A 24,726-nucleotide genomic window follows, 5' to 3' on the forward strand; every position below is an offset into this window, starting at 1 on the left:
GTACAGAACGTTTCCCCAGGCCCGCCGCTGACCTGCTCCTGAACGCGAAGAATTCAGCGGAGGTATGAAAATTTCACCGGCGCGGGCCGGGGAAGACCGGAAAAGTATTTGATCTTGCCGGGGAAGGCCGGGGGACGGCCCGGGAAAGGCCCGAGGAAGGGCCGGGGAAGGCTCCGAGGAAGGTCCGGAGGAAGCCCGGGGACGGGCGATCCGCCCCCCCGGGTCCGGTCACCCGGACGCCGGACGCCCCCCCTCGGACGATCACCCGCCAGGACACCGGCCGCCCGACCTGGGCGAACAAACGCATGCTTGACGATCGACGCGATACGCGATCTCTTTAGGGGAAACGGCCGGGCCGCGCGAAGTATTGACGCCGTCGGTGCGGCATGTTGAGATCCACATATCTGGTATTTCAGGTATGTTTAGTAGGAAATGGGGCGGTTGTGAGGGTTCTTCGGCGTGCGGCTGCAATGGTCGCGCTCCTGGTGGGCGCGGTCGGCATCCAGGTCGTCCAGGGCGGAACGGCGCAGGCGGCACTGCCCACCGCCGCCGTCGCGCTCGGCGACAGCTTCATCAGCGGGGAGGGCGCGGGCGACTACCAGCCCGTCGTCGACGTCTCCGGAACGGCCCAGCCCTTCCCCGGCTGGTCGGCGGCCAACAACAACGCCTACTTCTGTCACCGGTCGGCGAACGCCTCGCTGTTCAAGGCGTCGTTCCCCAACGTCCAGAACCGCTTCAACCTCGCGTGCTCCGGCGGCCAGCCCACCGACATCGCCAACGCCTCCAACTCCCGCCCCAAGGGCCGCTCCGTCGCCTCGCAGCTCGACCAGTTGCGCGCCGTCGCCCAGACCAACGACATCGACGTCGTCCTCATCGGCCTCGGCTCCAACAACAGCCAGTTCACCTTCGGCGACGTGGCCACGCTGTGCGCCAACCGCTTCATCGCCGACGCCTGGACGGGCTGGTGGGAGTTCTGGGCCTACCTGGGCGGTGACGTGCCGCAGGAGCCCTGCACCGTCTCCGACCTGGCCTCCGACGCCGAGGTCGCCGCCGCCACCACCGAGACCACCGCCGCCCTGCGCCAGATCCTCGACACCCTCGCCCAGATCGACGCCGACGGCGTCCACCAGGTGGTCCTGCAGACCTACACCAACCCGCTGCCGCTCGACGTCGCCTCGGAGTACCGCGAGGAGGACAACCGCAGCGACACCCGCGACAAGTTCCGCGCCCTCGGCGCCGAGCGGTACGCCGCCGGCTGCCCGATCCACCGCGCGAGCCTCGCCCCCGGGCACGTGTTCTCCCAGAACCTCGGCTCCCTGGTCAGGAACTCCTACAACACGCTGGCGGCCGAACGCCCGTCGGCCGACCTGCGCGTGCTGGACGTCCAGAAGGCCTTCGACGGCGCCCGCCTCTGCGAGAACCCCGGCAGCCCGTCGGGCGCGCTCGCCACGCCGGTCCGGATCCAGGAGTCGCCGAACGGCAACTTCGTCACCAGCCTGTCCGGCTGGGACAAGATCCGCGTCCAGAAGGCGGCGAATACCTGCGTCACCTACTTCCAGACCTGCCAGGAGGCCTGGCACCCCAACGCCGCGGGCCACGCCGTCCTCGGCCAGTGCCTGACCGGCGCCCTCGCCGCCGCGTCCCGGACGGTCGTCACGTGCGCCCGTAACCCGGACGGCACGCTCAGCATCTCCTGACGTCCCCACCCGATCCCGGCGTCTCTTCCCGACGCCCGACGGCGCGCACCCCGCCCCCGGGGTGCGCGCCGTCGCGCGTACACGCCCCTTGGCGGTGATCGGCCACTTCGAAAAGATCCCGTGAGGCGAAGTGGCCCACGGCGTACGCGTCGACCGGAGTTAAGGATGTGGCTCCCGACGGGGCCGCGACCGGTCGTCGCGGTATGCGGCCCCGTGCCTTCCCGGCCTTTCCCGGGCTTTCCGAGGCTTTCCGGGACCGGCGCTCCGCCGAATACGGGTACGGTGGCGCGGATATGCGCGTAGCGTGGAATTCGCCTCCGCCCGCGGACCCGTGATCCGGCTCGGACATTCGCTTACCCCCCGCGTATACGTGATGTTCTAACGTTTCCCGAACCATGGAAACGAGCCGGCGACGAGTGCGGACCCCGTGCGCGCGGAACCGGCCGGCGGTTGCCGACGAGAGAGGATCGCCCGTGGCCCAAGGCGCCGGTCCGCGAGCCGGACGAGCACCGGCCCCCCACCGCCCACGGTGGTTCCCCGCCGTGACGACGATCCTGGTCATCGCGGGAGCGGCGGTCTCGGCCTACCTCACGGTCGACCACTACAGCCAGGAGGTGTCGCTCGTCTGCGCGGAGAACGCGAGGATCGACTGCGCGGCGGTGACCTCGAGCGAGTTCTCCACCCTGTTCGGCGTCCCGCTCCCGCTTCTGGGGCTGGCGTTCTTCCTCGGCTTCGGAGCGCTGGTCACCCCATGGGCGCTGCGTTCGGCGCACCCGGCCCTCAGATGGGGACGACTCGGCGTCGCCGGGGGCGGTGTGCTGTTCGTCGTCTACCTGGTCGCCGCGGAACTCATCGTCCTGGGCAAGTTCTGTCTCTGGTGCACGGCCGTGCACGTGACGACCCTCCTGCTGTTCGGCCTCGTCCTGTTCGACGAGTACCGCCGTATCGGCCGGGAGGGATGACCGCGGGCACGCCGACACCACGACGTGCCGACTCCTCCCCAAGGAGAAACGGATGAGCAAGAACATTCGGCAACGATCCGCCAGGGAAAGGATCGCCGAGGAACGCAGGAAGCAGAACGCCCGGGAGAAGCAGCGCAAACTGCTGCTGGGCGTGGTCGGCGGGCTCGTGGCGGCCTCGGTGGTGGTGGTCGCCGTGGTCGCGATGCGGAACGGGACGAGCGGGAGCGACCGGAAGGCGGTCGCGTACACGGGGCCGGCGGTCACCGCCACCCGCCAGGACGACGGGTCGATCCTCATGGCCAAGGAGGGGGTCACCGGACCCACGCTGGAGGTCTTCGAGGACTTCCAGTGCCCGGCCTGCAAGCGGCTCGACGAGGCCGTGGGCGACGTGATCAAGAAGGCCGCCGCCGACGGCAGGGCCAGGGTGGTCTTCCGGCCGTTCCAGCTCTTCAAGGCCCCCGCGTTCCCCGAGCCGATGCCGTCCGTGTCCCGGCGCGGAGCGAACGCGGCTTTCTGCGCTCCCGCCGACAAGTGGGCCTCGTACACGAAGACGCTCTTCGCCCATCAGCCGGTGGAGGGGAAGAACGGCTTCGAGAACGGGGAGCTTCTCGGCTGGGCGCGCGATCTCGGCTTCCACACCCCCGAGTTCGACCGGTGCGTGACCAACATGGAGAAGGCCGCGGACATCGAGAAGGCGACCGCGTACGCCGAGCGGCAGAAGGTGACCTCCACGCCCCTGGTGAGGCTCGACGGAAAGGATCTCACCCCGGAGCAGATGGACCAGGTGTTCTCCGACCCGTCGGGACTGGACAGGATCCTCTCCGCCTCGTAGATCCTCCGCCGGGGCGGTACGACCCACGGCCCGAGAACCGAGCCGACCGTATGGGCCACATCTAATGAAATGGCAAGAATTTCCGATCCGTGCGTTTGGACCCCTTTCGTCTTTATGAATTCGACCGGTCGATGTCGGTGCTCACGACGAGGACGCATTTCTTTTCGTCACATGCGGTGATTCGCCATCATGGATCGTTCCCACCTGCCACTCTGGTCGGGCCGCGCCACGGCATTCTCATCCTCCTCGGGAGATTCCCTCATGCGTTTCAAAGCGCCTTCCGCTCTGCTGGCGACCGCTGTTCTCGTCACCGGTCTCGGCGGCATCACCTCCGCCTCCGCGGCCGACACCGCCTCGGCCGGCGGCGAGGTTCACGCCTGTGTCGACAGGAAGACACGCCAGGCCCGCATCGTGAACGCCTCGACCACGTGCCGGACCACGGAGTTCAAGACCTCCTGGGGTGGCGGGGGGCGGGTCACCTGTCAGAACGTCTCCCGGGACCCGGCCGTGCTGGAGTGGGACAGGTGCGTGAAGGGCACCCCGCCCGCGCCGTCCCCCACCGCGACCGCCACCAGGAAGCCGCCCTCGTCCCCGACGCCGCTCCCCACGCCGACGGGCGGAGGCTGGAGGCCGGACCCGATCCCGACCCGCGCGAAGTAACCCGGCACGGCACCCGCACGCACGAGAGCGCCGCCCTCCCCTCACCCGGGGACGGGCGGCGCTCTTTCGCGTGGCACGCCTCGGATCGGCGGCCCGGCAGGATGTTCCAGGCCGCGCCCTGTTCGATCCGAACTGGGCGGCGAGGACGCCCGGAGCTTCCTTCTCCGGACCGCCGGACCGGTTTCAGGAACCCGTTTCAAGGGCGGACACGAAAAAACCCCGAGTCTCCGAACCGCCGAGACTCAGGGTTTCCCTGGTGTCCGAGGGGGGACTTGAACCGTTCGCCCATCTCCTGAGCAGCACCGACGCTCCGTGGCTGGACCTCTCATGTCCGGAGTAGGCGCGCGGAGAGGGGGCGGTGCCCACACCCACCTCAACGAGATCGAGTCCTACCTCGCGGCACACGCTTATGTCGGGGAAGCCCGGCAACCGCCGGTTCAGGATCCTCAGCAGACGATCTCAACTGCGCTCAGGGCAGCGGCGGTAAGGGGGCAGGAGCTCGGTGATCGCAGCACCGACCCCCTTCCTGCATCCCAGCAACCTGATCAACTCGGAAGCCAGGCCGTGCGCCGCCCCTCGACACCAGAAATCGCCGGGGAGGTGGTTCCGATCGAAGGGGCGTGGGGCGAGCGTACTCAGCGCGATCGGTACGGGGAGTCGTTCGCCCTGCAGGGCCTGGGGATCGCCCAGCTGCGGCGCGGTAAGTTGACCGAGGCCGGGTCTCTGTTACGGCGTGCGCTCACCACGGCCGAGGACTCACAGCACCGGCTCGCCGAGGCCCACGCCCTGTCGGGGCTGGGTGAGCTCGCCATCGCGGCGGGGCAGCCCGGCGATGCCGTCGGCCGCCTGCGCAAGGCCATCACGCTGTTTCGGCAGGTGCGCGTACCACTCTCCGAGGCACAGACGCTCATCATGCTGAGCAAGATCCTGCGGGCACTCGGCGACCGCTCGGCGGCGGACTGGGCGATGGCGCGTGTGTGTGAGCTCGCCGACGAGGTGGACGACTGGGCGGGACGGGCGCTGCGCAAGCATCTGGAGTCGATCGGCGGATACGTCCGCCCGGCATCCGTCGCGCTGCTCTCCGGACCCATCGGTTGACGGGGCGGGTCATCTCCGGCCCGGCGCCTCGGGCCGGCCGGAACGCGGGCCAGTGCTCCGGCCTTCGGCAGGGGAGCGCGTCATGTGGGGCCGACCGATACGTGTCGCCCGTTACCGGACGACACGTGGGTGGAGCTGAGGGGCTTTGATCGGTTGTCGCCGTGACGGACACCCGGTCTCGTCGGCGCGGCACGGTCAGAGGTGCCGTGCGAATGGCCGTCCTCGGCGAGCTCGCCCCGCTTCGCTACTTCGGTTCGTAGACGAGCACGATGATGCCCGAGGCGAAGGTGGTGGACTTCACCAGACCCAGGTGGGTTGTGTCGATCCCGTCGAAGATGCGCTGGCCACCTCCGGCGAGGACAGGGAACATCCAGAAGTGGTACTCGTCCACGAGCTTGTGCTCAAGGAGCAATCGGTCGAGCTCGCCGGTCCCGTACTTCAGGATGTTCTGACCGGGCATCTCCTTCAGCTTCGTGATCTCCTGAGCGACATCCCCCTGAATGATCGTGGCGTTCCAGGTGGCCTCTGTCAGGGTTGTGGAGGCGACATACTTGGGCAGGGCGTTCATCCGGCCCGCGTCCTCGTCCCCGGCCTCCTCCATCTTCGGCCAGACCTGTGCGAACGCCTCGTAGGTCACACGACCCAGGAGGAGGGCGTCGGAAGACGCGAAGAGAGACTCGCCGTACGCGGCGTGCTCCTTGTCCCAGTACGGTGAGCCCCACTTCTCCGGCGACCCGATGACCCCGTCCAGCGTCACGAACGTCGACTCGATAAGCTTTCGCATTGTTCCTGCCATTCATTTCGGTGGGCCGTTGTGGTGAGTGTCCACTCTTCCCTTGCTCAGCGTAATAATTTTTTGGACACTTCACACGACTTTTGACGCCCTCTGCCGCTATCCGGCCTGAGAATGGGCTTGACCAACTGCTGGGGCAACTCGGCGAGGCGTTGCGGCGCATGCAGGAATCCGGGCATCTGGGTGACGATCATGGCGACCCCGGCGAGCGTCTTGACAAGACCCTGTCAGAACTTGCGGCAGCCCGGAAGTCGGCACGTGATCTCGCGCTCCGAATCGATCGTGCCTTCAACACCACGGCCGGTCTGCATCTGACGGACAGAGGCAGGCACTAGATGAAACGAGAAGGGCTGTATTTCGACGACCGATTCCCGACTCGGAGGCAGGTAGCAAGCCTGTCGGACGCCGCATTCCGTATGCATTTCACAGCGATCTTCTGGTGTGCCCACAACCTGACCGACGGTGCGGTACTCCAGGAAGACCTGATCGACGTGTGTCCGCGGGTGCGAAAGCCGCTGCGCTTCATCACCGAACTCGCGTCCCGGGGTACCTGGCATCCGCCTGGCGAAGGGTGTCCCTCCGATCTCTGCCCGGCGCCTGTGGCGGAGGGGTGGGTGATCCATGACTTCTTCGCATTCGTGCCCGCTAAGGAGCGGGCGGAGAAAGAACGGAAGGCCAACGCCGAGCGGCAGAAGAAGTGGCGAGACAGGCGACGCAACCGGACCGAGCCACCCGCCGTCGACGACGGCGTTGGTAACGCTGAACGTAACGCGTTACTAACGCCACGCAGTTCCGTCCAGTCCCCGAAGGGGACTAGGACGGAAGAAGATGAAGAAAATCAGTCATCTTCTCGCCGTAACGCGCGTGCCTGGGCGAACGACGACGACTCCGTCGATCGCGTTATCGTCCAGCTCCTGGCTGAGTTGACCGGCCGCGAGATCCGCCTCCTCGACGCGGCCGCGATCCGCCACACGATCCTCGATGGCCGGCCCGTCAAGTGCCGCAGTCGCTACGTGGCCACGGCGATCAAGCAAGACCCCGACAGGTTCCTGCCTGCGGTCAAGGGCGTCGAGCCCAGTCCGTCGCTGAAGATCGCCCCAAATTGGTGCGGTCACTGCGACGAGCGCACCCGGCAGGTGGAACTTCACGACAACACTGTGGCGCGCTGCCCGGCGTGCCACCCACTCGTGGCCAAGAAACCTGCGTCATGACCAGACGCAAAGCACCGTCTTGCTTGAGAAAACACCGCTGGCAGCCTGCGCTTTCGACGTCACGGAAACATCCGACCCGCCGCCCTGCCGAGATGCCGGCCGCAACGTGCGGATCTACGCCAAGGTACGGCGGCAAAGCGGCCCCGACTCCAGTACCGCCAAGCACGTCGCCGGGGCCGTACCTCTACCCGCCAGCAACTGAACGCATAGGAGCGCCTCTCATCATGACCGCATCCACCACCCGTAAACAGCGGACTCCGCACATCGTCTTACCCAGTGGACCGCCCCGCCTGACGCCCGGCGCCGCCACGGAACTGCTCGCCATCCTGCTGGAGGCTCACCAAACCATGCTCGTCAACCGCCCCAACGTCGCATAGGACCCATGAACACCATCCGCTTCGCCTTCTACGGCCGGGTCTCCACCGAGGACAAGCAGGATCCCCAGTCCTCGCGAGGCTGGCAGATCACCCGCTCCCGCGCGCTCATCGAGTCGCGCGGGGGCGTGATCGTCACCGAGTTCTTCGACGTCGACAAGTCCCGCTCGATCCCCTGGCAGCGCCGCCCGCACGCGGCGGCGCTGCTCGCCGAACTACGCAACCCCGACCGCGGCTTCGACGCGGTGGTGATCGGCGAGCCGCAACGAGCCTTCTACGGCAACCAGTACGGCCTGACCTTTCCCGTCTTCGAGCACTTCAGGGGCCCGCTCTGGGTGCCCGAGGTGGGCGGCCCCATCGACCCGAACAACGAGGCCCATGACCTCGTCATGAGCGTGTTCGGCGGTATGAGCAAAGGCGAGCGCAACCGCATCAAGATCCGCGTGCGCAGCGCCATGTCAGCCCAAGCCCAGACGGAAGGCCGCTTTCTGGGGGGTCGGCCGCCTTATGGCTACCGGCTGGCCGACGTGGGCCCACACCCCAACCCGGCCAAGGCGGCCGACGGCAAGCGTGCTCACCGGCTGGAGCTTGATCCCGTCGCCGCGCCCGTGGTGGAAGAGATCTTCGCGGTCTTCCTCGACGGCTACGGCCTGTTCGCCATTGCCGAGAGACTGACCCGCAACGGGATTCCCAGCCCATCAGCTCACGATCCGGGCCGGAACCGTCACCGCTCCGGCATCGCCTGGTCCAAGAGCGCGGTGCGCGCCATCTTGACCAATCCCCGCTACACCGGCCACCAGGTGTGGAACCGCCAGCGCAAGGACGAGGTCCTCATCGATGTGGACGACGTCGGCCTGGGCCACACCACGAAGCTCAGGTGGAACTCCAAGCAGGACCGGGTCTGGTCGAAGACAGTCGTTCACCCGCCGATCGTGTCCACGGAGGACTTCGACGCCGTGCAGATGACGCTGACGGGGCGAGGCGATCGCCACACCGACAAGACCCGCAAGCGCACCCCCAAGCCGTACCAGCTCCGGGGGCTGCTGTACTGCGGTGTCTGCGACCGCAGAATGCAGGGCCAATGGGTCAACGACGCGGCCTACTACCGCTGCCGCTTCCCCGAGGAGTATGCCTTGGCCAACCACCTCATGCATCCCCGCAATGTCTACCTACGAGAGGACCGCGTGGTCCCGCGACTGGACCGCTGGCTCGGCCGGCTGTTCGCGCCCCACAACGTTGATCAGACTCTCGACGTCCTGGCGGCCGCACAGGACGTGACACCGCCCGAGGCCCAAGCACTCGCTGTGGCACGCCGCCGGATCACCGAGTGTGACCGCAAGCTCGCCCAGCATCGGGCTGCCCTTGAGGCGGGCGCCGACCCGGCGCTCGTCGCCGGATGGATCCAGGAAGAGCTTGTCCGCAAGACCGCGGTCGAGCAACGTCTCGGCCGCGCGCACGTACTGCCTCAGAGGCGGCTGGGGCGTGATGAGCTGGCGGAGATCACGCACAGGCTTGGAGACATGGTGCGAGTTCTCTCGAATGCCGACCCGATCCGGAAGGCCAAGATCTACACGAACATCGGACTGCGGCTGATCTACCACCCGTCAAAACAGAAAGTCCTGGTCACGTCTGCACGTGACCAGGACCCCATAGGCCACCGGTTTGTGTCCGAGGGGGGACTTGAACCCCCATGCCCCGCAAAGGGCACTAGCACCTCAAGCTAGCGCGTCTGCCTATTCCGCCACCCGGACGTGGTGCCTGCACGAGGGACCGTCATCCCGCGTCGGCGGACTTAGGTTAGCAAACTCTTGGGCGTGCGTCATATCGGTAAGAGTCCAGGTCCGGCCCGGGGTGCCGCGGGAAGGGGCGCGACGGCAGGATGGGAGACGACGCCGCACCGAACCCCAAGGAGCCCCACATGACCGCGATCAACGCCGAGGACGAGGTCGCCGGGCTGTGCCGTGACCTGATCCGGATCGACTCGACCAACGCGGGTGACAACGCCGGGCCCGGCGAGCGGGCCGCCGCCGAGTACGTGGCCGAGAAGCTCGCCGAGGTGGGGCTGGAGCCGCGGATCCTGGAGTCGGACGACCGCCGGGCCAACGTGGTCGCCCGCATCGCCGGGGAGGACTCCTCGCGGGACGCCCTGCTGCTCCACGGCCACCTGGACGTCGTCCCGTTCGACGCCGGCGACTGGACCCGGCACCCGCTCAGCGGCGAGATCGCCGACGGCTGCGTCTGGGGGCGCGGCGCGGTCGACATGAAGGACATGGACGCGATGATCCTCGCGGTCGTACGGCAGCGGCTCAGCGAGGGGCGCCGCCCGCCGCGGGACGTGGTGCTGGCGTTCACCGCCGACGAGGAGGCCGGCGGCAACTACGGCGCGCAGTGGCTGGTCGACGAGCACAAGGACCTGTTCGACGGGTGCACGGAGGCGATCGGCGAGGTCGGCGGGTTCAGCGTCACCGTCGACGAGGCGCGCAGGCTCTACCTGATCGAGGCCGCGGAGAAGGGCATCGCCTGGATGCGCCTGACCGCCACCGGCCGGGCCGGGCACGGGTCGATGCTCAACGCCGAGAACGCGGTCACCGAGCTGGCCGCGGCGGTGGGGCGCATCGGCCGTTACGAGTGGCCGATGCGGATGACGCGGACGGTCGAGGCCTTCCTGCGCGAGACCGCCGGGGCGCTGAAGCTGGATCTCGACCTGGACGACCCCGAGAAGACCGTCGCCGAGCTGGGGCCGCTGGCGCGGATGATCGGCGCCACCCTGCGCAACACCGCCAACCCCACGATGCTGGACGCCGGCTACAAGGCCAACGTGATCCCGCAGACCGCGACCGCGCACGTGGACGGCCGCTTCCTGCCGGGATACGAGGAGGAGTTCTTCGAGACCCTCGACGAACTGCTCGGTCCCGACGTGACCAGGGAGTTCGTCTACCACGACATCGCGGTCGAGACCGGGTTCGACGGGCCGCTGGTGCGCGCGATCGCCGACGCCCTCGTCGCCGAGGACCCGGGCGCGCTGGCGGTGCCGTACACGCTCTCGGGAGGGACGGACCTGAAGGCGTTCAGCCGCCTGGGCATGCGGGGGTTCGGGTTCGCGCCGCTGAGGCTCCCCGCGGACCTGGACTTCTCCGGGATGTTCCACGGGGTGGACGAGAGGGTTCCGGTGGATTCGCTCCGGTTCGGGGTCCGGGTTCTTGACCGCTTCCTGGACGGCTGCTGAGGCTTTCCGGGGAAAGCCGTTGCGTTGACGTGGCGTGGTGCTAACGTGACTCTCCGTTGAGGGATGGCTCGTGTCGAAGCGGGCCCGTCCAGGAGTTCTGGGGAGGTCATGTGGCACGCGTGCCGCACGTGCAGTGGAGGGCGTTCTCGCCCGCTGCCCGACGCGCGCTCGTGACCCTTTCCGTCGACGACACGATCCCCGGCCGGGCTGACCGGATGGCGCGGTTCGCGGCCGGCACTCGTCGGGGCGTCGCGCGAGCCCTCGCCATCGGCGGTCTCCTGACCGCCGCATGGCTCCTCGCCGTCGTCTTCGGCCTCCTCGGCGCCACTCCCGCGGTCGCGGACTCCACCGCGGCGGCGGAAGACGCCCTCTCCCGGACCCCTCACACGGTCGCTTCCGGATCGGCCACGACGGCCGATGACTTCCCCACGGGCAGCGGCGGGCCGTCGGCGACGGACAACGCCGAGGCCATGGCGGGGCGAGGTGTGGACGGGCTGACCAGCCAGTCCACCCCGGAGTCTCCGGCACCCGCCACCGCCGACCATGGCTCTGGCGCCAATGGATTCGTGCCCCAGAGCGGTGGTGGATCCGGCTCCTTCGGACCGGGTCCGGGGGATGTCGCATGGTTCGCCTACGACCCGCGGCTGACGACGCAGCGTGTCCCGCAGGCGTTCGTGCTCCCCCCTGTCGTCCGCACAGCGGCGGACGACCCCTCTTTCTCCCCTGACTGACATCGTCGCGCGGACCGGCCCGTCACTCCCCCTGGGATGACACGCCGGTCGCGGAGCCTGCCTCCATCCTCCCCGTCCCCGGGAGAACCGCTCCATCGGTGAGCGACGAGCAGGCCGACATGACAGCGATCCCCTTCCTCGTGACGGCCGCCGAGGCTTCCGCTGTGCGGACCCACCGGGCCCTCGCATGGCCTCATGCCCTCACGAGGGTCAGTTCCCCCCGAAATGCTAGGAGTCTCAATCATGCGTACGTGGGTTACGGGCACCGCCCCCGCGGCACTGCTCGCACTGGGCGTCATGGCCATGGGCGGCGGTACGGCCTTCGCCGACACCGACGGCGACCACTCGATCGGCGGCGGCAACCAGATCAAGGCACCGATCACCCTGCCGATCGACATCAGCGGCAACGCCGTCGGCGTGCTCGGCGAGTCGGCCGCCTCCTCGCAGGGGGGCGCCTCCGCCGAGAACACCGGTGGCGACGGGCTCTCCGGCGAGACCTCCGGCCGGGGCAGCGTCCTGGGCGGCAACCAGATCACCGCGCCCGTCACCGCCCCGGTCAACGCCTGCGGCAACGCCGTGTCGGTGTTCGGCCGCTCCGAGGCGGGCTGCCGAGGCGGTGCCTCGGTCCGCGGCCAGGGCGACGGCCCCGGCCGTCCCGGCGGTGGCGGCGCGGGCGGCAACCGCACGAACGGCGACCACAGCGTCGCCGGCGGCAACCAGGTGGTCGCTCCGATCACCGCCCCGATCAACGCCTGCGGGAACTCTTTCGCGATCTTCGGCGGGGCCACCGCCGGCTGCCGGGGCGGCGCCTCGGTCAGCGGCCAGGGCGGCGGCGGGGCCGGTGGCAACCGGACCTCCGGCCGGGGCAGCGTCCTGGGCGGCAACCAGGTGGTCGCCCCGATCACCGCCCCGATCAACATCTGCGGGAACTCGGTCGCCGTCGTCGGCGATGCGTTCTCCGGCTGCCGGGGCGGCGCGGAGGTCGCCGGCGAGCGGCCGGGCGGTCCGGGCGGTCCTGGGCGTCCCGGTGGCCCGGGGCGTCCCGGGGAGCCCGGTGGTCCCGGGCGTCCGGGTGAGCCCGGCGGTCCCGGGCGTCCCGGTGGCCCGGGCGAGCCGGGACGGCCGGGCAAGCCGGGTTACGGCGGTCACGGGAACCAGGGCGGCCACGGCGGTCCGGGGGGTCGTGGCGACCACGGGGACAACGGCGGTCGCTGGAACCAGGGCGGTCACGACGACCACGGCAAGCGCGGGCCGCGCCCGGGTGGTCCGGGCTGGGACGGTCCGGGCTCGGGCGGCCCCGGCGGCTGGGGGCAGGGCCCCCGTCCCGGTGGGCCGGGCGGTCCCGGTCAGGGCCCCGGCCGTCCCGGCAACGACACCGACGGGCGCTTCGGGGCGGGCGGCGGCAACCAGGTGGTCGCCCCGATCGTCGCTCCTGTCGAGGCCTGCGGCAACGCCGTCGGCAACGGCCGGGCCGGGTGCCCGGGCGGCGTGACCGTCGAGGGCCGCGGCTCCGGTGGCGCGGGCGGGAACACCACGTCGGGCCGGGGCAGTGTCCTGGGCGGCAACCAGGTGGTCGCGCCCGTCACGGCCCCGATCAACGTCTGCGGCAACGCCGTGGCCGTTCTCGGCGGTGCCTTCGCGGGTTGCCAGGGTGGCGCGTCCGTCGGAAGCGGTGGCGCGGGCGGCTCCGGCGGTGCGGGCGGGAACACCACGTCGGGCCGGGGCAGTGTCCTGGGCGGCAACCAGGTGGTCGCGCCCATCACCGCTCCGGTCAACGTCTGCGGCAACGCCGTGGCCGTTCTCGGTGACGCCGCGGCGGGATGCCTGGGCGGCTCCCGCGTGGGCGGCCCGTCCGGCAACCCGGGTTACCCCGGTCACCCGGGCCGGCCCGGTCACCCCGGCGGTCACGGTGGTCACGGCGGCTGGGACGCCAAGCCCGCCAAGCACAGGACCAGCGGCCTGCTCCCCGCCCTGCCCGCCGTTCCGGCCGTGAACGGCACGGCCGGCCAGACGACCGACGCCCGGAGCGCGGCGGACCGGTCCCAGGTTCCGGCGGCCGGTGCCGTCCCCGCCGGACTTCCCCTGATGCCCGTCACCCCCGCCACGGCCGAGAACGCCGAGAACGCCGAGAACGCCGAGGGCGCCGAGAGGTCCCGGGGAGCCGCGAGCGGTTCACCGCTGGACGCCGCCGCCCCCGTCGAGGGGCTGGTCTCCTCGTCCCCGGCCGGTGGGGCCCTGCCCGCCCGTGACCTGGGCCTGATGAGCGCCGCCCAGCCGGTGGGCGTGACCGGCATGAACGTCGGTTCCCTCATCACCCTGCTGATCGGCGCCCTGGCCGCCGGCGCCGCGGCGGTCTTCGGCACCACCCGCCGCATCCGTTTCGGTCAGAAGTAAGGGATTAGTCACCTCATGGACTGTTTTCCTTGGAGCCACTGAGGACGACGCACAGGCGCCTCGACGGCGGCCAGACGGGATGATCGGCGTCTTACGGCCCGGTGTCCCCCCGCCGTCGAGGCAGTGAAGCTTTGCCCGCTCCGGGGGCGCGGCCCGGGGCGGGCAAAGCCATGTCAGCGGTCACATCGTCCTGCTCACCCGTATGATCTTCCGGCGCAACCGGACGTCCCGGCGGCCGTCGGGATACAGTCTCAGGCGGTCGAGTTCCCAGTCACCGTATTCTGCGTGTTCGGTGAGGATGCGCCGGGCCGCGTCCCGGCTGGTGCCACGCGGAAGGTGGATAACCAAGTAGGAGTAGTCGAGCACAGCGATTAGTCTCCGAGGGTGGGCCGAGGGACGTCGACACTCATAGGGCTTTATTCTGCGTCCTTACGGCTTCCCTTGGGAGTGCCCCCGAGCGAGATCGGGTAACCCGAGGGGAAGAAAACGGGGAACGAATGCGAACAGCGAGGTAGGAAGCAGCGTGCCAGCCAAGAACGGCAACGCCGGCGGAACCCGCCTGGTGATCGTCGAGTCGCCTTCCAAGGCGAAGACCATCGCCGGGTACCTCGGCCGCGGCTACGTCGTGGAGTCCAGTATCGGGCATATTCGCGATCTCCCCGAGAAGGCCGACGACATCCCGGAGAAGTACAAGGGAGAGTCGTGGGCGCGCCTCGGCGTGAACGTGGATCACGAGTTCGAGCCGCTCTACGTCGTCAACCACGACAAGAAGGCCCAGGTGAGCAAGCTCAAGCAGTTGCTCAAGGACGCCGACGAGCTCTATCTCGCCACTGACGAGGACCGCGAGGGCGAGGCGATCGCCTGGCATCTGCGCGAGGTGCTCAACCCCAAGGTCCCGGTCCACCGCATGGTGTTCCACGAGATCACGCAGCGGGCGATCCAGGACGCGGTGGCCAATCCCCGCACCCTGAACCTGCGGCTGGTCGACGCCCAGGAGACCCGGCGCATCCTCGACCGCCTCTACGGCTACGAGGTCAGCCCGGTCCTGTGGAAGAAGGTCAAGCCCAAGCTGTCCGCCGGGCGCGTGCAGTCGGTGGCGACCCGGCTGGTGGTGGAACGCGAGCGCGAGCGCCTGGCGTTCACCAGCGCGAGCTACTGGGACCTGCAGGCGCTGCTCGACACGGGCCGCGACGAGGTCCCGCACGAGTTCACCGCCATGCTCACCGGCGTGGACGGCAAGCGCGTCGCCCAGGGGCGCGACTTCGCCAGCAACGGCACCCTCAAGAGCGCCGGCGTGCTCCACCTGGACGAGCAGGCCGCCACCGCCCTGGCCGGGCGGCTGGCCGGGGTGTCGTACAAGGTCAGGTCGGTCGAGCGCAAGCCGTACACCCGCAAGCCGTACGCGCCGTTCAGGACGACCACGCTGCAGCAGGAGGCCAGCCGCAAGCTGGGCTTCTCCGCGAAGTCGACCATGCAGGTCGCCCAGCGCCTGTACGAGAACGGCTTCATCACCTACATGCGAACCGACAGCATCACGCTGTCGGAGACCGCCGTGGCCGCCGCCCGTAGCCAGGCGATCAAGCTCTACGGCTCGGCCTACGTGCCCGACAAGCCCCGCGTGTACGCCAGCAAGGTCAAGAACGCCCAGGAGGCGCACGAGGCGATCCGCCCCTCGGGCGAGGAGTTCCGCACGCCGGGCGAGACCGGGCTGAGCGGCGACATGTTCCGCCTGTACGAGCTCATCTGGCAGCGGACCGTGGCCTCCCAGATGAAGGACGCGGTCGGCGAGTCGGTCACCGTCAAGGCCGAGGGCACCTCCAGCGCGGGCGAGCGGGTCGAGTTCAGCGCCTCCGGGCGGACCATCACCTTCCACGGCTTCCTCAAGGCCTACGTGGAGGGTGCCGACGACCCGTCCACCGACCGCGACGACTCCGAGAAGCGCCTGCCGAACCTGGCCGAGAACGACCCGCTCACCGCTTCGGCGCTGAACGTGCTCTCGCACGCCACCAAGCCCCCGGCGCGCTACACCGAGGCGTCGCTGATCAAGGAGCTGGAGGACCGGGAGATCGGCCGGCCGTCGACGTACGCGTCGATCATCGGCACGATCCTGGACCGCGGGTACGTGTTCAAGAAGGGCACGGCCCTGGTGCCGTCCTTCCTGGCGTTCGCGGTGGTCAACCTGCTGGAGCGGCACTTCGGCAACCTCGTCGACTACGACTTCACCGCCGACATGGAGAAGGTCCTCGACGACATCGCCAACGACCGGGCCGAGCGGGTGCCGGAGCTGCGCCGCTTCTACTTCGGCGTGGACGGCGACGAGGGCCTCAAGGAGATGGTCACCGACCTCGGCGAGATCGACGCCAAGGAGATCAGCTCCTTCCCGATCCGGGGCACCGACATCATGATCCGGGTGGGCCGCTACGGCCCGTACCTGGACCGTGACGGCGTCCGGGTGAACGTGCCCGAGGACCTGGCGCCCGACGAGCTGACCGCGGAGATGGCCGAGGAGCTGTTCTCCCGCCCGACGGGCGACCGGGAGCTGGGCAAGGACCCCGTCACCGGTCACGTGATCGTGGCGCGGGACGGCCGCTACGGCCCGTACGTGACCGAGGTCCTGCCCGAGGAGCCGCCGCCGGCCGAGCCCACCGGCACGGGAACCAAGAAGCGGACCAAGAAGGCCGACGCCCCCAAGCCACGCACCGGGTCGCTGCTCAAGTCGATGTCCCTGGACACCGTCACCCTGGACGACGCCCTGAAGCTGCTGTCGCTCCCCCGGGTGCTCGGGGAGATCGACGGCCAGGAGGTCACCGCCCAGAACGGCAGGTTCGGGCCGTACGTCAAGAAGGGCACGGACTCGCGTTCGCTGGCCTCCGAGGAGGAGATGTTCACGGTCACCCTCGACCGGGCCAGGGAACTGTTCGCCCAGCCCAAGGCGAGGGGCAGGCAGGCCGCGGCGGCGCCTCCGCTGCGCGAACTGGGCGAGGACCCCGTCTCCAAGAAGCCGATCGTGGTGAAGGAGGGGAGGTTCGGGCCGTACGTCACCGACGGGGAGACCAACGCCTCCCTGCGCAAGGGTGACGAGGTGGAGCAGATCACCACCGAACGCGCCGCCGAGCTTCTCGCCGACCGCCGCGCCCGCGGTCCGGCGCCCAAGCGGCCCCGAGCCACCAAGGCCAAGGCGAAGGCCTGACACCACCGGAGGGTCGGCCCCGGTTCCGCGGCCCGGGACCGGGACCGGCGCGGGGAACGCATCGGCGGTCCCGGGCGTTCTTCGGAACGCGCCGGAGACCGCCGGCGGGTTCCGGGTAGAGGGCGAGTGACGATCGTGGGCTTCGTGTCGCTGGTCATCTGCGCGATCACGGTGGTCCACTACTACCTGTGGCGGCGCCTGGTCCGCTCGACCACGAGGCCCGGACGGGTCCGCAGGGTGCTGACGTGGGTCCTCGCGGGTCTGGCCGTGCTCGCGCCGGTGACGCTGGTCGCCTCGCGCAGCGAGTGGGGTCACTTCCTGGCGTGGCCCGGGTTCTTCTGGATCGCGCTGATGTTCTACCTGTTCGTGTTCCTCGTGGTCCTGGAGATACCGAGGGCCACGGCCCTGCTGGTCGCGCGCGGGCTGGAACGCCGGACGCGGTCGTCGCCCGAGTACCGGGAGACCGGAGGCGGAACCACGAGCGTGACCCGGGGCGAGAGCGGGGTCCGGGGCGGGGTCCAGGGCGAGGGCGTGACCTGGGGCGAGAGCGGGGCCCGGTGTGAGGGCGGGGACGGCACGCGGGGTGGGACCGGGACCGAGGTCGGCGGCGTGATCGTCGTTCCCGGTCCGGGAGGCACACCGCCCGCCGCGGAGGCCCCCACTGAGGCCGGGATCACCAGGAGGCTGTTCATCGCCCGCACGGCCGCCGCGGCGGCCGGCGCGGGGGCGTTGGGCGCGGTCGGGTACGGGGTCGGGGCGGCACTCGGCGACCCGGTGATCGAGCGGGCCCGGGTCGTGCTGCCCCGGCTGGATCCGCGCCTGAACGGCCTGCGGTTCGCGGTGGTCAGCGACATCCACCTCGGTCCGCTCACCGGCGTCGCGCACACCCGGCGGATCGTCCGCATGATCAACTCTTTGGAGGCGGACGTGGTCGCGGTCGTCGGCGACCTCGTCGACGGCACGGTGGCCGAGCTCGGCCCGCTGGCCAGGCCGCTTCGGGACCTCGAGTCGCGCTACGGCGCCTACTTCGTCACCGGCAACCACGAGTACTACACGGCGAACGGCCCGGCCGAATGGGTGGAGGAGCTGCGCGGGCTCGGCGTGCGCCCGCTCGGCAACGAGCGCGTCGAGATCGTCCACGGGGGAGCCGTGCTCGACCTCGCCGGGGTTAACGACATCGGAGGTACGGTCTCGGGCGACGGCCCGGACTTCGAGCGGGCACTGGGCGGGCGCGACCACTCCCGGACCACCGTCCTGCTCGCCCACCAGCCGATCCAGGCCGTTCAGGCGTCCGGTTACGGCGTGGACCTCCAGCTGTCGGGTCACACGCACGGCGGGCAGATGGTCCCCTTCAACCTGATCATCCCGCTTCAGCAGCCGGTCGTCTCCGGCCTCGGCGAGGTGGGCGGCACCCAGGTCTACGTGACGCGGGGTGCGGGCTTCTGGGGGCCACCCGTCCGGGTAGGGGCTCCGCCCGAAATAACCCTTCTTGAGGTCCGGAACGAGAAACTCTAGGAACATCGGCCCCCGGTGCTTCTTTTGGCGTACGCGGCCTGCGACGCGCACGACGGACGTACTACCCTCGTCCAACGGGCAGCCGGCGCGTTTCCGCCTCGCACCTGTCCTCCCCCGCCCGGCGAGCACCTGGATACGCTGACACCATGACCATCCCCGGCCGGAGCACCGCGCGCCGCAAACCCCCCCACGTGCTGGCCAACGCCCCGTTCCGCAAGTTGTGGACGGCGATGTCGGTGTGCAGCCTGGGGGACTGGCTCAACCTGCTGGCGCTGACCGCCCTGGCCGGCAACCTCACGGCGGGCTCCGGCTACCAGTACCAGAGCATGGCCATCGGGGGCGTCTTCGTGGCGAAGATGCTCCCGGCCGTCGTGCTGGGCCCGCTCGCGGGGGCCTTCGCCGACCGGTTCGACCGGCGGCTGACGATGTTCTTCTGCGACCTGCTGCGTTTCGCGCTGGTGCTGTCCATCCCGCTGGTCGGCAGGTACGAGTGGATCATCGTCGCCACCTTCCTGGTGGAGTGCGTCAACCTCTTCTGGGTCCCGGCCAAGGACGCCACGGTGCCGAACCTGGTGCCCAGGGAGCGGCTGGAGGAGGCCAACCAGCTCAACCTGCTGGTCACCTACGGGACCGCCCCGGTCGCCGCGCTGCTGTTCGCGGTGCTCTCGCTCGCCGACGACGTGCTGGGCCGGCTGGTGCCCTTCCTGGCCCAGCGCGAGACGTACCTCGCGCTGTTCGTCAACGCGCTCGCGTACCTGATCTCGGCCGTCATCATCTTCTCGCTCAAGGACATCCCGAGGACCGTCGCGCCGGACACGGCCGGGACCCCGTCGGTGCTGCGGCAGATCGTCGAGGGCTGGCGGTTCGTCGGCGGCAACCGGCTGATCCGCGGCCTGATCATCGGCATGCTGGGCGCCTTCGCCGGCGGCGGCGCCGTGGTCGGGGTGGCCAAGCTCTACGTGGGCCAGCTGGGCGGCGGTGACGCGGCGTACGGCGTGGTCTTCGGGTCGGTCTTCGTCGGCATGGCGTCCGGCATGTTCTTCGGGCCCAGGCTGCTGAGGGAGCTGTCGCGGCGGAGGCTGTTCGGCCTGTCGATCGTCGTGGCCGGGCTGCTCCTCGTGGCGATCGCGCTCGTGCACAACCTGGTGATCGTGGTCCTGCTGACCGTGCTGCTCGGCGCGTGCGCCGGGATCGCCTGGATCATCGGCTACACCATGATCGGGCTGGAGGTGGACGACAGCCTGCGGGGCCGGACGTTCTCCTTCCTGCAGTCGCTGGCCCGGGTGACCCTGCTGCTGGTGGTCGCGGTCGCGCCCACCCTGGCGGGCCTGTTCGGCAGGCGCGAGATCCTCGTCGGCTCCGACCCGGTCTACACCTTCGACGGCTCCAACCTGGTGCTGCTGGTCGGCGGCCTGCTCGCCGCGGTCGTCGGGATCGTCGCGCTGCGGCAGATGGACGACCGCGGGGGCGTCTCGATCGTCGCGGACCTGATCGCCGCGGTGCGCGGCAGGGGGTACGCCCCCGAGACGGCCGAGCGGGCGCGCGGCACGTTCATCGCGTTCGAGGGCGGTGAGGGCTCGGGGAAGACCACCCAGTCCAGGCTGCTGGCGATCTGGCTGCGCGACCAGGGCTTCGACGTCGTGCAGACCCGCGAGCCGGGCTCGACCAAGGTGGGCATGCGGCTGCGCGCGATCCTGCTCGACGCCGTGCACCAGGGCCTGTCGGCGAGGTCGGAGGCGCTGATGTACGCGGCCGACCGCGCCGAGCATGTGGAGAAGATCATTCTCCCGGCCCTGCACCGGGGGGCGATGGTGGTCTGCGACCGGTACGTCGACTCGTCGCTGGCCTACCAGGGGGCCGGCCGGGAGCTGGAGTCCGAGGACGTGGTCAGGCTCAACCGCTGGGCGACCGGCGGGCTCGTCCCCGACCTCACCGTGCTCATCGACGTTCCGCCGTCGGTGGGGCTGACCCGGCTGGGCGGTGCCGCCGACCGCATCGAGTCGGAACCCCAGGAGTTCCACGAGCGCGTCCGCCGCGAGTTCCGGGCCCTGGCCGCCGCCGAGCCCGACCGCTACCTGGTCGTCGACGGGACACTGCCGCAGAACCAGGTCTCCCTGCTCATCCACGACCGGGTCCGCGACATCCTGCCCGACCCGGTGCCGCGGGAGACCGAGGACGTCACCGGCACCATCCCCGCGATCCGCGACTGACGGGGTCGTCACCGACCGGCGGTCGTCATCGGACGGCGGTCGTCACCGACCGGCGGTCGTCGCAGGCCGGCGGTCGTCATCGGACGGGGCGGCATCGGACGGGGTCGTCACCGGCCGGCGGTCGTCATCGGTGACGCCGGGCCCGCCGGCCGGTGCCGGCGGTAGGTTGGTGGACGTGGGAGTTTTCGATGATCTTGTGGGGCAGGGGCGGGCCGCGGCGACGCTGAGCCGGGCCGCCGACGCGGCGGCCGACCTGCTGGCCGGCGGGCGAGGCGCCGGGATGACCCACGCGTGGCTCTTCACCGGCCCGCCCGGGTCCGGCCGGGAGGAGGCCGCGCGGGCGTTCGCCGCGGCGCTGTTCTGCCCCGACCAGGGGTGCGGCCACTGCGACATGTGCCACCAGGTGGCCGTCGGCTCCCACCCGGACCTGGAGATCGTCCGCCCGCAGGGCCTCTCGTACGGCATCAAGGACACCCGCCGGCTCATCCTGCGCGCGGCCGGGGCGCCCACGCTGGGCCGCTGGCGCGTGGTGCTGTTCGAGGACGCCGACCGGGCGACCGAAGGGGCGTCCAACGCCCTGCTCAAGGCCATCGAGGAGCCGCCGCCGAAGACGGTGTGGCTGCTCTGCGCGCCCTCACCGGACGACATGATGATCACCATCAGGTCGCGGTGCCGGCTCGTCACGCTGGTCACCCCGCCCAGCGCGGCGGTCGCCCACGTGCTGGCCACGCGCGAGAACGTGCCCGTGGCGATGGCGGAGTTCGCCGCCCGCGCCGCGCAGGGGCACCTCGACCGCGCCCGCCGGCTCGCCTTGGACGAGCCCGCGCGGGAACGCCGCGAGGCGGTGCTCTCGATCCCCCGTTCGCTGACCGGGGTCGGGGAGTGCGTGACGGCCGCCGAGCGGCTGGTGAAGACCGCCGAGGACGAGGCCGCCGCTGTCACCTCGACGCTGAACGAGTCGGAGATCACCGAGCTGCGCCAGGCCTACGGTGAGGGCTCCACCGGCAAGGGGCTGAACAGGGGCCTGATCCGCGGCGGCGCCGGCGCGCTCAAGGATCTCGAGGACCGGCAGAAGTCCCGGGCGACCCGGACCAAGCGCGATGTCATCGACGCGGCCCTGCTCGACCTGGTGGCGTTCTACCGCGACGTGCTGGCGGTGCAGTTCGGCGCCGGGGTGGAGCTGGCGAGCGAGGACCGGCGCGCCGACCTGGAGGACCTGGCCCGCGCCTCCACCCCGGAGGACACCCTGCTCAGGATCGACGCGATCATGAGCTGCCGCAGGCGGCTGGCGGCGAACGTCAGCCCGCAGATGGCGGTCGAGTCGATGACCATCTCGCTGCACCGGCCCCGGCTCTGATCCCTCCCGTGCCGTGACCCGTGGAGGCCGGGGCCGTCGCGCGCCGTGATCCGCGGCGTCACGGGGCCTGCCGTGCCCTGTCCTGCCGTGCCCGCCCTGCCGTGTCCTGTCCGGTCGTGTGCGGCCGGGGCCTGACGGTTCCGGTCTCGATTTCGTGTCGCGCCCGCCCGGGGGCCTGTCCCCGGTTCGCCGGAATCCTGTTCCCGGCCCCTCCGAGCGCTGCGCCGTGATCCGTTCCGTGCCCGCCCCCGCCCGGCCCGGACGGGGGCGGAGTTCGAGGCGGCCGGCACCGGAAACCCCCGGCAGGCCCAGGTCAGGCGGGCGCGGGACCGGCCGGTGAGGGATACGGATCACCCCTCCAAGTGGTCACTATCCGCATTTTTCCGATTAGATGGAACCATTCACGGCCAAGGCCACTCAAAGTGGAGATGTGGGTCGTTAAGATTCGCGGACGAAAATTACTACTTTCGTTATAGATCATTGGAACTATCTTGCTCCGCGGGGAGGGGCAGAGAAGACCGGGGGACTCTTGGTGAGCATCGAGGCACGCCACGGGGTGGTTCCGCCCGTCGGCGGAAGGGCCGTGACGAGCCGCGTGGACAACGACGACACGCTGCGGATCGAGTGGCCGCGGCCACTCGACGCGGAGATCGTCCTGAGGCACGTGGAGAGTGGCGAGGAGTGCCCGGCGGGGGATCTGACGGTCCTGTCCCCCGGAGACTGGACGGCCTTCTGCCGGGGTGAACCCGTCGCCACCGACGATCCGGGCTTCTCCCTCGACGGGCTCTGGGCCTACGCCGAGAGCCGCCGCAGCCGGGAGATCAGGGCCTTCCGCACCCCCGGCGGGACGCTCGGACTGCGGGTACGCGAGGTGGAGCCGTACGTCGAGGTGATCCGCGTGACCGCGGACGACGGCGTGATCCAGGCCGAGGGCGCCATCGCGTACGGCGACCCGATCCGGGGCGAGGCCCGGCTGGTGGCCGTGCCCCGGCGGGGGCCGGAGCCGGTGAGCGGTCCGGCGAGCTTCCAGGGACGGTGGTTCGAGGGAGCGCTGGAGATCGAGCCGATGACCGTGAACCAGGTGCGGAGCCGCGTCTTCTGGGACCTGTACGCGGAGATCGACGGAACCCGGTTCCCGCTGGCGACCCGCCTGGACGACATCGTCGACAAGAAGACCAAGGTCCGTTTCCCCGCCCAGCGGGTGGCGCAGATCCGGGTCCGGCCGTACTACACCGAGACCGACAGCCTCGCCGTCGCGGTCAGCGTCGAGGAGGCGACCTCGTGAAGATCTCCTTTCTCATCCTGAACGCCTACGGCATGGGCGGCACCATCCGCGCCACCTTCGACCTGGCCACCGCGATGTCGGAACGGCACGAGGTGGAGATCGTCAGCGTCTTCCAGCACACCGACAGGCCCTTCCTGCCGCTGGGCTCCCGGGTCAGGCTGCGCTCGCTGGTGGATCTGCGCGAGGGCGCCAGGGTCCGCTGGCCGTACAGGAGGAAGGCCGAGCGCCTGAGCGCGCAGGAGAGCGCGCTGATCCACCCCGAGGAGCGCGCCTACGCCTCCTTCAGCGCCTGGAGCGACGCGGTCCTGGTGCGCGAGCTCCGCAGGCTCCGCAGCGACGTGCTGATCACCACCCGCGCCGGGCTGAACCTGATGGCCGCGAGGTTCGCCCACAAGAGGATCGTCACCATCGCCCAGGAGCACCTGCACTTCGAGGCGCACCAGCCCGGGATCTTCGAGGAGATCCGGACGTGGTATCCGAAGCTGGACGCGGTCGTCACCCTGACCGAGGCCGACGAGCACGACTACCGGAACATGCTCGACGGGGCGCCCACCCGGGTGTTCACCATCGGCAACGGGCTGCCGAGCGGGCCGCGTCCCCTGTCACGGCAGGAGAACCGGATCGTGCTGGCGGCGGGCCGACTGGTGCCGGTCAAGGGGTACGACCGGCTGCTGAAGGCGTTCGTCCGCGTGGTCGAGGAGCATCCCGACTGGAAGCTGCGGATCTACGGCGAGGGACGGGTCGGCGAGAAGCTGATGAGGTTGTCGGTCAAGCTCCGCCTGCACAACAACGTCACGTTCATGGGCTCCACCGGCGACATCCAGGGTGAGCTCGCCAAGGCGTCCATCCACGCGGTCAGCTCCCGTTTCGAGGGCTTCGGCATGACCATCATCGAGGCGTTCGCCTCCGGGGTACCCGTTGTCAGCTTCGACTGTCCCCGGGGTCCCCGCGAGATCATCACCTCGGGCGTGAACGGCCTGCTGGTCCCGGCCGACGACGTGGACGCCCTGGCGGAAGGGCTGATTCGGATGATCGAGGACGAGGAGGGCCGCCGCCGGATGGCGGAGAGCGCCCTGCGGGCGGCCAGGAACTACGACATCTCCACGATCGCCGACCGCTGGGAGAAGTCCTTCGCCGAACTCGGCCGCTGAGCACGGCGGCGGGCGGACCCCCGTGCCCGGACGGTGCGGT

The 24,726-nt window shown here is 70.1% G+C and carries 19 protein-coding genes, 1 tRNA gene and 1 pseudogene; 17 read left to right on the forward strand and 4 right to left on the reverse strand.

What is annotated here, in order from left to right:
* Positions 1–470 precede the first annotated feature (470 nt).
* From AB0G16_RS05225 to AB0G16_RS05245, 5 genes are all read left to right on the forward strand, one after another.
* Positions 471–1,697: a hypothetical protein gene (locus AB0G16_RS05225; protein ID WP_362798853.1), complete on the forward strand. Its 1,227-nt coding sequence runs from the start codon at positions 471–473 to the stop codon at positions 1,695–1,697.
* Between the two features lie 542 nt (positions 1,698–2,239).
* The gene (locus tag AB0G16_RS05230; protein ID WP_362798856.1) at positions 2,240–2,659 is read left to right on the forward strand and encodes a vitamin K epoxide reductase family protein; all 420 of its coding nucleotides are present in this window, start codon (positions 2,240–2,242) and stop codon (positions 2,657–2,659) included.
* Between the two features lie 52 nt (positions 2,660–2,711).
* Positions 2,712–3,491: a thioredoxin domain-containing protein gene (locus tag AB0G16_RS05235; protein WP_362798859.1), complete on the forward strand. Its 780-nt coding sequence runs from the start codon at positions 2,712–2,714 to the stop codon at positions 3,489–3,491.
* A 261-nt stretch (positions 3,492–3,752) separates the two neighbouring features.
* Positions 3,753–4,151 carry a hypothetical protein gene (locus AB0G16_RS05240; protein ID WP_362798862.1) on the forward strand — a complete coding sequence of 133 codons (399 nt, stop codon included), beginning with the start codon at positions 3,753–3,755 and terminating at the stop codon, positions 4,149–4,151.
* Between the two features lie 600 nt (positions 4,152–4,751).
* Positions 4,752–5,249, forward strand: coding sequence for a tetratricopeptide repeat protein (locus tag AB0G16_RS05245; protein WP_362798865.1), 498 nt, complete (start codon positions 4,752–4,754; stop codon positions 5,247–5,249).
* Positions 5,250–5,493: 244 nt separating this feature from the next.
* On the opposite strand, the gene AB0G16_RS05250 is transcribed toward AB0G16_RS05245, so the two are convergent.
* On the reverse strand, positions 5,494–6,033 hold the full coding sequence (locus tag AB0G16_RS05250; protein ID WP_362798867.1) for a dihydrofolate reductase family protein: 540 nt from the start codon (positions 6,031–6,033) through the stop codon (positions 5,494–5,496).
* Positions 6,034–6,377: 344 nt separating this feature from the next.
* Between AB0G16_RS05250 and AB0G16_RS05255 the strand changes: the two genes are divergently transcribed.
* From AB0G16_RS05255 to AB0G16_RS05265, 3 genes and pseudogenes are all read left to right on the forward strand, one after another.
* Entirely contained in the window at positions 6,378–7,253 is an 876-nt protein-coding gene (locus AB0G16_RS05255; RefSeq protein WP_362798870.1) for a hypothetical protein, read from the forward strand.
* A gap of 224 nt (positions 7,254–7,477) precedes the next feature.
* Entirely contained in the window at positions 7,478–7,630 is a 153-nt protein-coding gene (locus AB0G16_RS05260) for a hypothetical protein (protein ID WP_362798872.1), read from the forward strand.
* A gap of 5 nt (positions 7,631–7,635) precedes the next feature.
* Positions 7,636–8,748, forward strand: a pseudogene (locus AB0G16_RS05265) (recombinase family protein); the annotation flags it as partial.
* A gap of 48 nt (positions 8,749–8,796) precedes the next feature.
* Here the strand turns inward: AB0G16_RS05265 and AB0G16_RS05270 are convergent.
* Positions 8,797–9,228, reverse strand: coding sequence for a hypothetical protein (locus tag AB0G16_RS05270; RefSeq protein ID WP_362798875.1), 432 nt, complete (start codon positions 9,226–9,228; stop codon positions 8,797–8,799).
* Positions 9,229–9,292: 64 nt separating this feature from the next.
* Positions 9,293–9,378, reverse strand: a tRNA-Leu gene (locus AB0G16_RS05275).
* A gap of 167 nt (positions 9,379–9,545) precedes the next feature.
* Here AB0G16_RS05275 and AB0G16_RS05280 point away from each other — a divergent pair.
* The 3 genes from AB0G16_RS05280 (at position 9,546) to AB0G16_RS05290 (ending at position 13,978) form a co-directional block, all read left to right on the forward strand.
* Positions 9,546–10,853: a M20/M25/M40 family metallo-hydrolase gene (locus AB0G16_RS05280; RefSeq protein ID WP_362798878.1), complete on the forward strand. Its 1,308-nt coding sequence runs from the start codon at positions 9,546–9,548 to the stop codon at positions 10,851–10,853.
* Between the two features lie 110 nt (positions 10,854–10,963).
* On the forward strand, positions 10,964–11,584 hold the full coding sequence (locus AB0G16_RS05285; protein ID WP_362798881.1) for a hypothetical protein: 621 nt from the start codon (positions 10,964–10,966) through the stop codon (positions 11,582–11,584).
* Positions 11,585–11,827: 243 nt separating this feature from the next.
* Positions 11,828–13,978 carry a chaplin family protein gene (locus AB0G16_RS05290; protein WP_362798884.1) on the forward strand — a complete coding sequence of 717 codons (2,151 nt, stop codon included), beginning with the start codon at positions 11,828–11,830 and terminating at the stop codon, positions 13,976–13,978.
* A 180-nt stretch (positions 13,979–14,158) separates the two neighbouring features.
* Here AB0G16_RS05290 and AB0G16_RS05295 read toward each other — a convergent pair whose 3' ends face one another.
* Positions 14,159–14,344: a DUF5703 family protein gene (locus tag AB0G16_RS05295; protein WP_362798887.1), complete on the reverse strand. Its 186-nt coding sequence runs from the start codon at positions 14,342–14,344 to the stop codon at positions 14,159–14,161.
* Between the two features lie 157 nt (positions 14,345–14,501).
* On the opposite strand from AB0G16_RS05295, the gene topA reads away from it, so the two are divergent.
* The 6 genes from topA to AB0G16_RS05325 all read left to right on the forward strand — a co-directional run bounded on the left by topA (position 14,502) and on the right by AB0G16_RS05325 (position 24,686).
* Complete coding sequence (topA, locus tag AB0G16_RS05300; protein WP_362798890.1) at positions 14,502–17,168, forward strand: type I DNA topoisomerase; 2,667 nt, start codon at positions 14,502–14,504, stop codon at positions 17,166–17,168.
* A gap of 126 nt (positions 17,169–17,294) precedes the next feature.
* Positions 17,295–18,683: a metallophosphoesterase gene (locus AB0G16_RS05305; RefSeq protein WP_362798893.1), complete on the forward strand. Its 1,389-nt coding sequence runs from the start codon at positions 17,295–17,297 to the stop codon at positions 18,681–18,683.
* A 146-nt stretch (positions 18,684–18,829) separates the two neighbouring features.
* Entirely contained in the window at positions 18,830–20,893 is a 2,064-nt protein-coding gene (tmk, locus tag AB0G16_RS05310; RefSeq protein ID WP_362798896.1) for a dTMP kinase, read from the forward strand.
* 175 nt (positions 20,894–21,068) lie between these two features.
* Positions 21,069–22,250: a DNA polymerase III subunit delta' gene (locus tag AB0G16_RS05315; protein WP_362798899.1), complete on the forward strand. Its 1,182-nt coding sequence runs from the start codon at positions 21,069–21,071 to the stop codon at positions 22,248–22,250.
* Positions 22,251–22,833: 583 nt separating this feature from the next.
* On the forward strand, positions 22,834–23,535 hold the full coding sequence (locus tag AB0G16_RS05320; protein ID WP_362798902.1) for a hypothetical protein: 702 nt from the start codon (positions 22,834–22,836) through the stop codon (positions 23,533–23,535).
* Positions 23,532–24,686, forward strand: a complete 1,155-nt coding sequence (locus AB0G16_RS05325; protein ID WP_362798905.1) for a glycosyltransferase family 4 protein — start codon at positions 23,532–23,534, stop codon at positions 24,684–24,686. Before AB0G16_RS05320 ends, AB0G16_RS05325 begins: the two co-directional genes overlap by 4 nt.
* Positions 24,687–24,726 lie beyond the last annotated feature (40 nt).

Source organism: Streptosporangium sp. NPDC023615, assembly GCF_040640155.1.
Classification (GTDB): domain Bacteria; phylum Actinomycetota; class Actinomycetes; order Streptosporangiales; family Streptosporangiaceae; genus Streptosporangium.

Bases quoted from the DNA above. Each gene is read 5' to 3' on its own strand.
- AB0G16_RS05255 (WP_362798870.1), top strand. From the start codon at position 6,378: ATGAAACGAGAAGGGCTGTATTTCGACGACCGATTCCCGACTCGGAGG.
- AB0G16_RS05225 (WP_362798853.1), top strand. From the start codon at position 471: ATGGTCGCGCTCCTGGTGGGCGCGGTCGGCATCCAGGTCGTCCAGGGC.
- tmk (WP_362798896.1), top strand. From the start codon at position 18,830: ATGACCATCCCCGGCCGGAGCACCGCGCGCCGCAAACCCCCCCACGTG.
- AB0G16_RS05240 (WP_362798862.1), top strand. From the start codon at position 3,753: ATGCGTTTCAAAGCGCCTTCCGCTCTGCTGGCGACCGCTGTTCTCGTC.
- AB0G16_RS05250 (WP_362798867.1), bottom strand. From the start codon at position 6,033: ATGCGAAAGCTTATCGAGTCGACGTTCGTGACGCTGGACGGGGTCATC.
- AB0G16_RS05235 (WP_362798859.1), top strand. From the start codon at position 2,712: ATGAGCAAGAACATTCGGCAACGATCCGCCAGGGAAAGGATCGCCGAG.
- AB0G16_RS05290 (WP_362798884.1), top strand. From the start codon at position 11,828: ATGCGTACGTGGGTTACGGGCACCGCCCCCGCGGCACTGCTCGCACTG.
- AB0G16_RS05260 (WP_362798872.1), top strand. From the start codon at position 7,478: ATGACCGCATCCACCACCCGTAAACAGCGGACTCCGCACATCGTCTTA.
- AB0G16_RS05280 (WP_362798878.1), top strand. From the start codon at position 9,546: ATGACCGCGATCAACGCCGAGGACGAGGTCGCCGGGCTGTGCCGTGAC.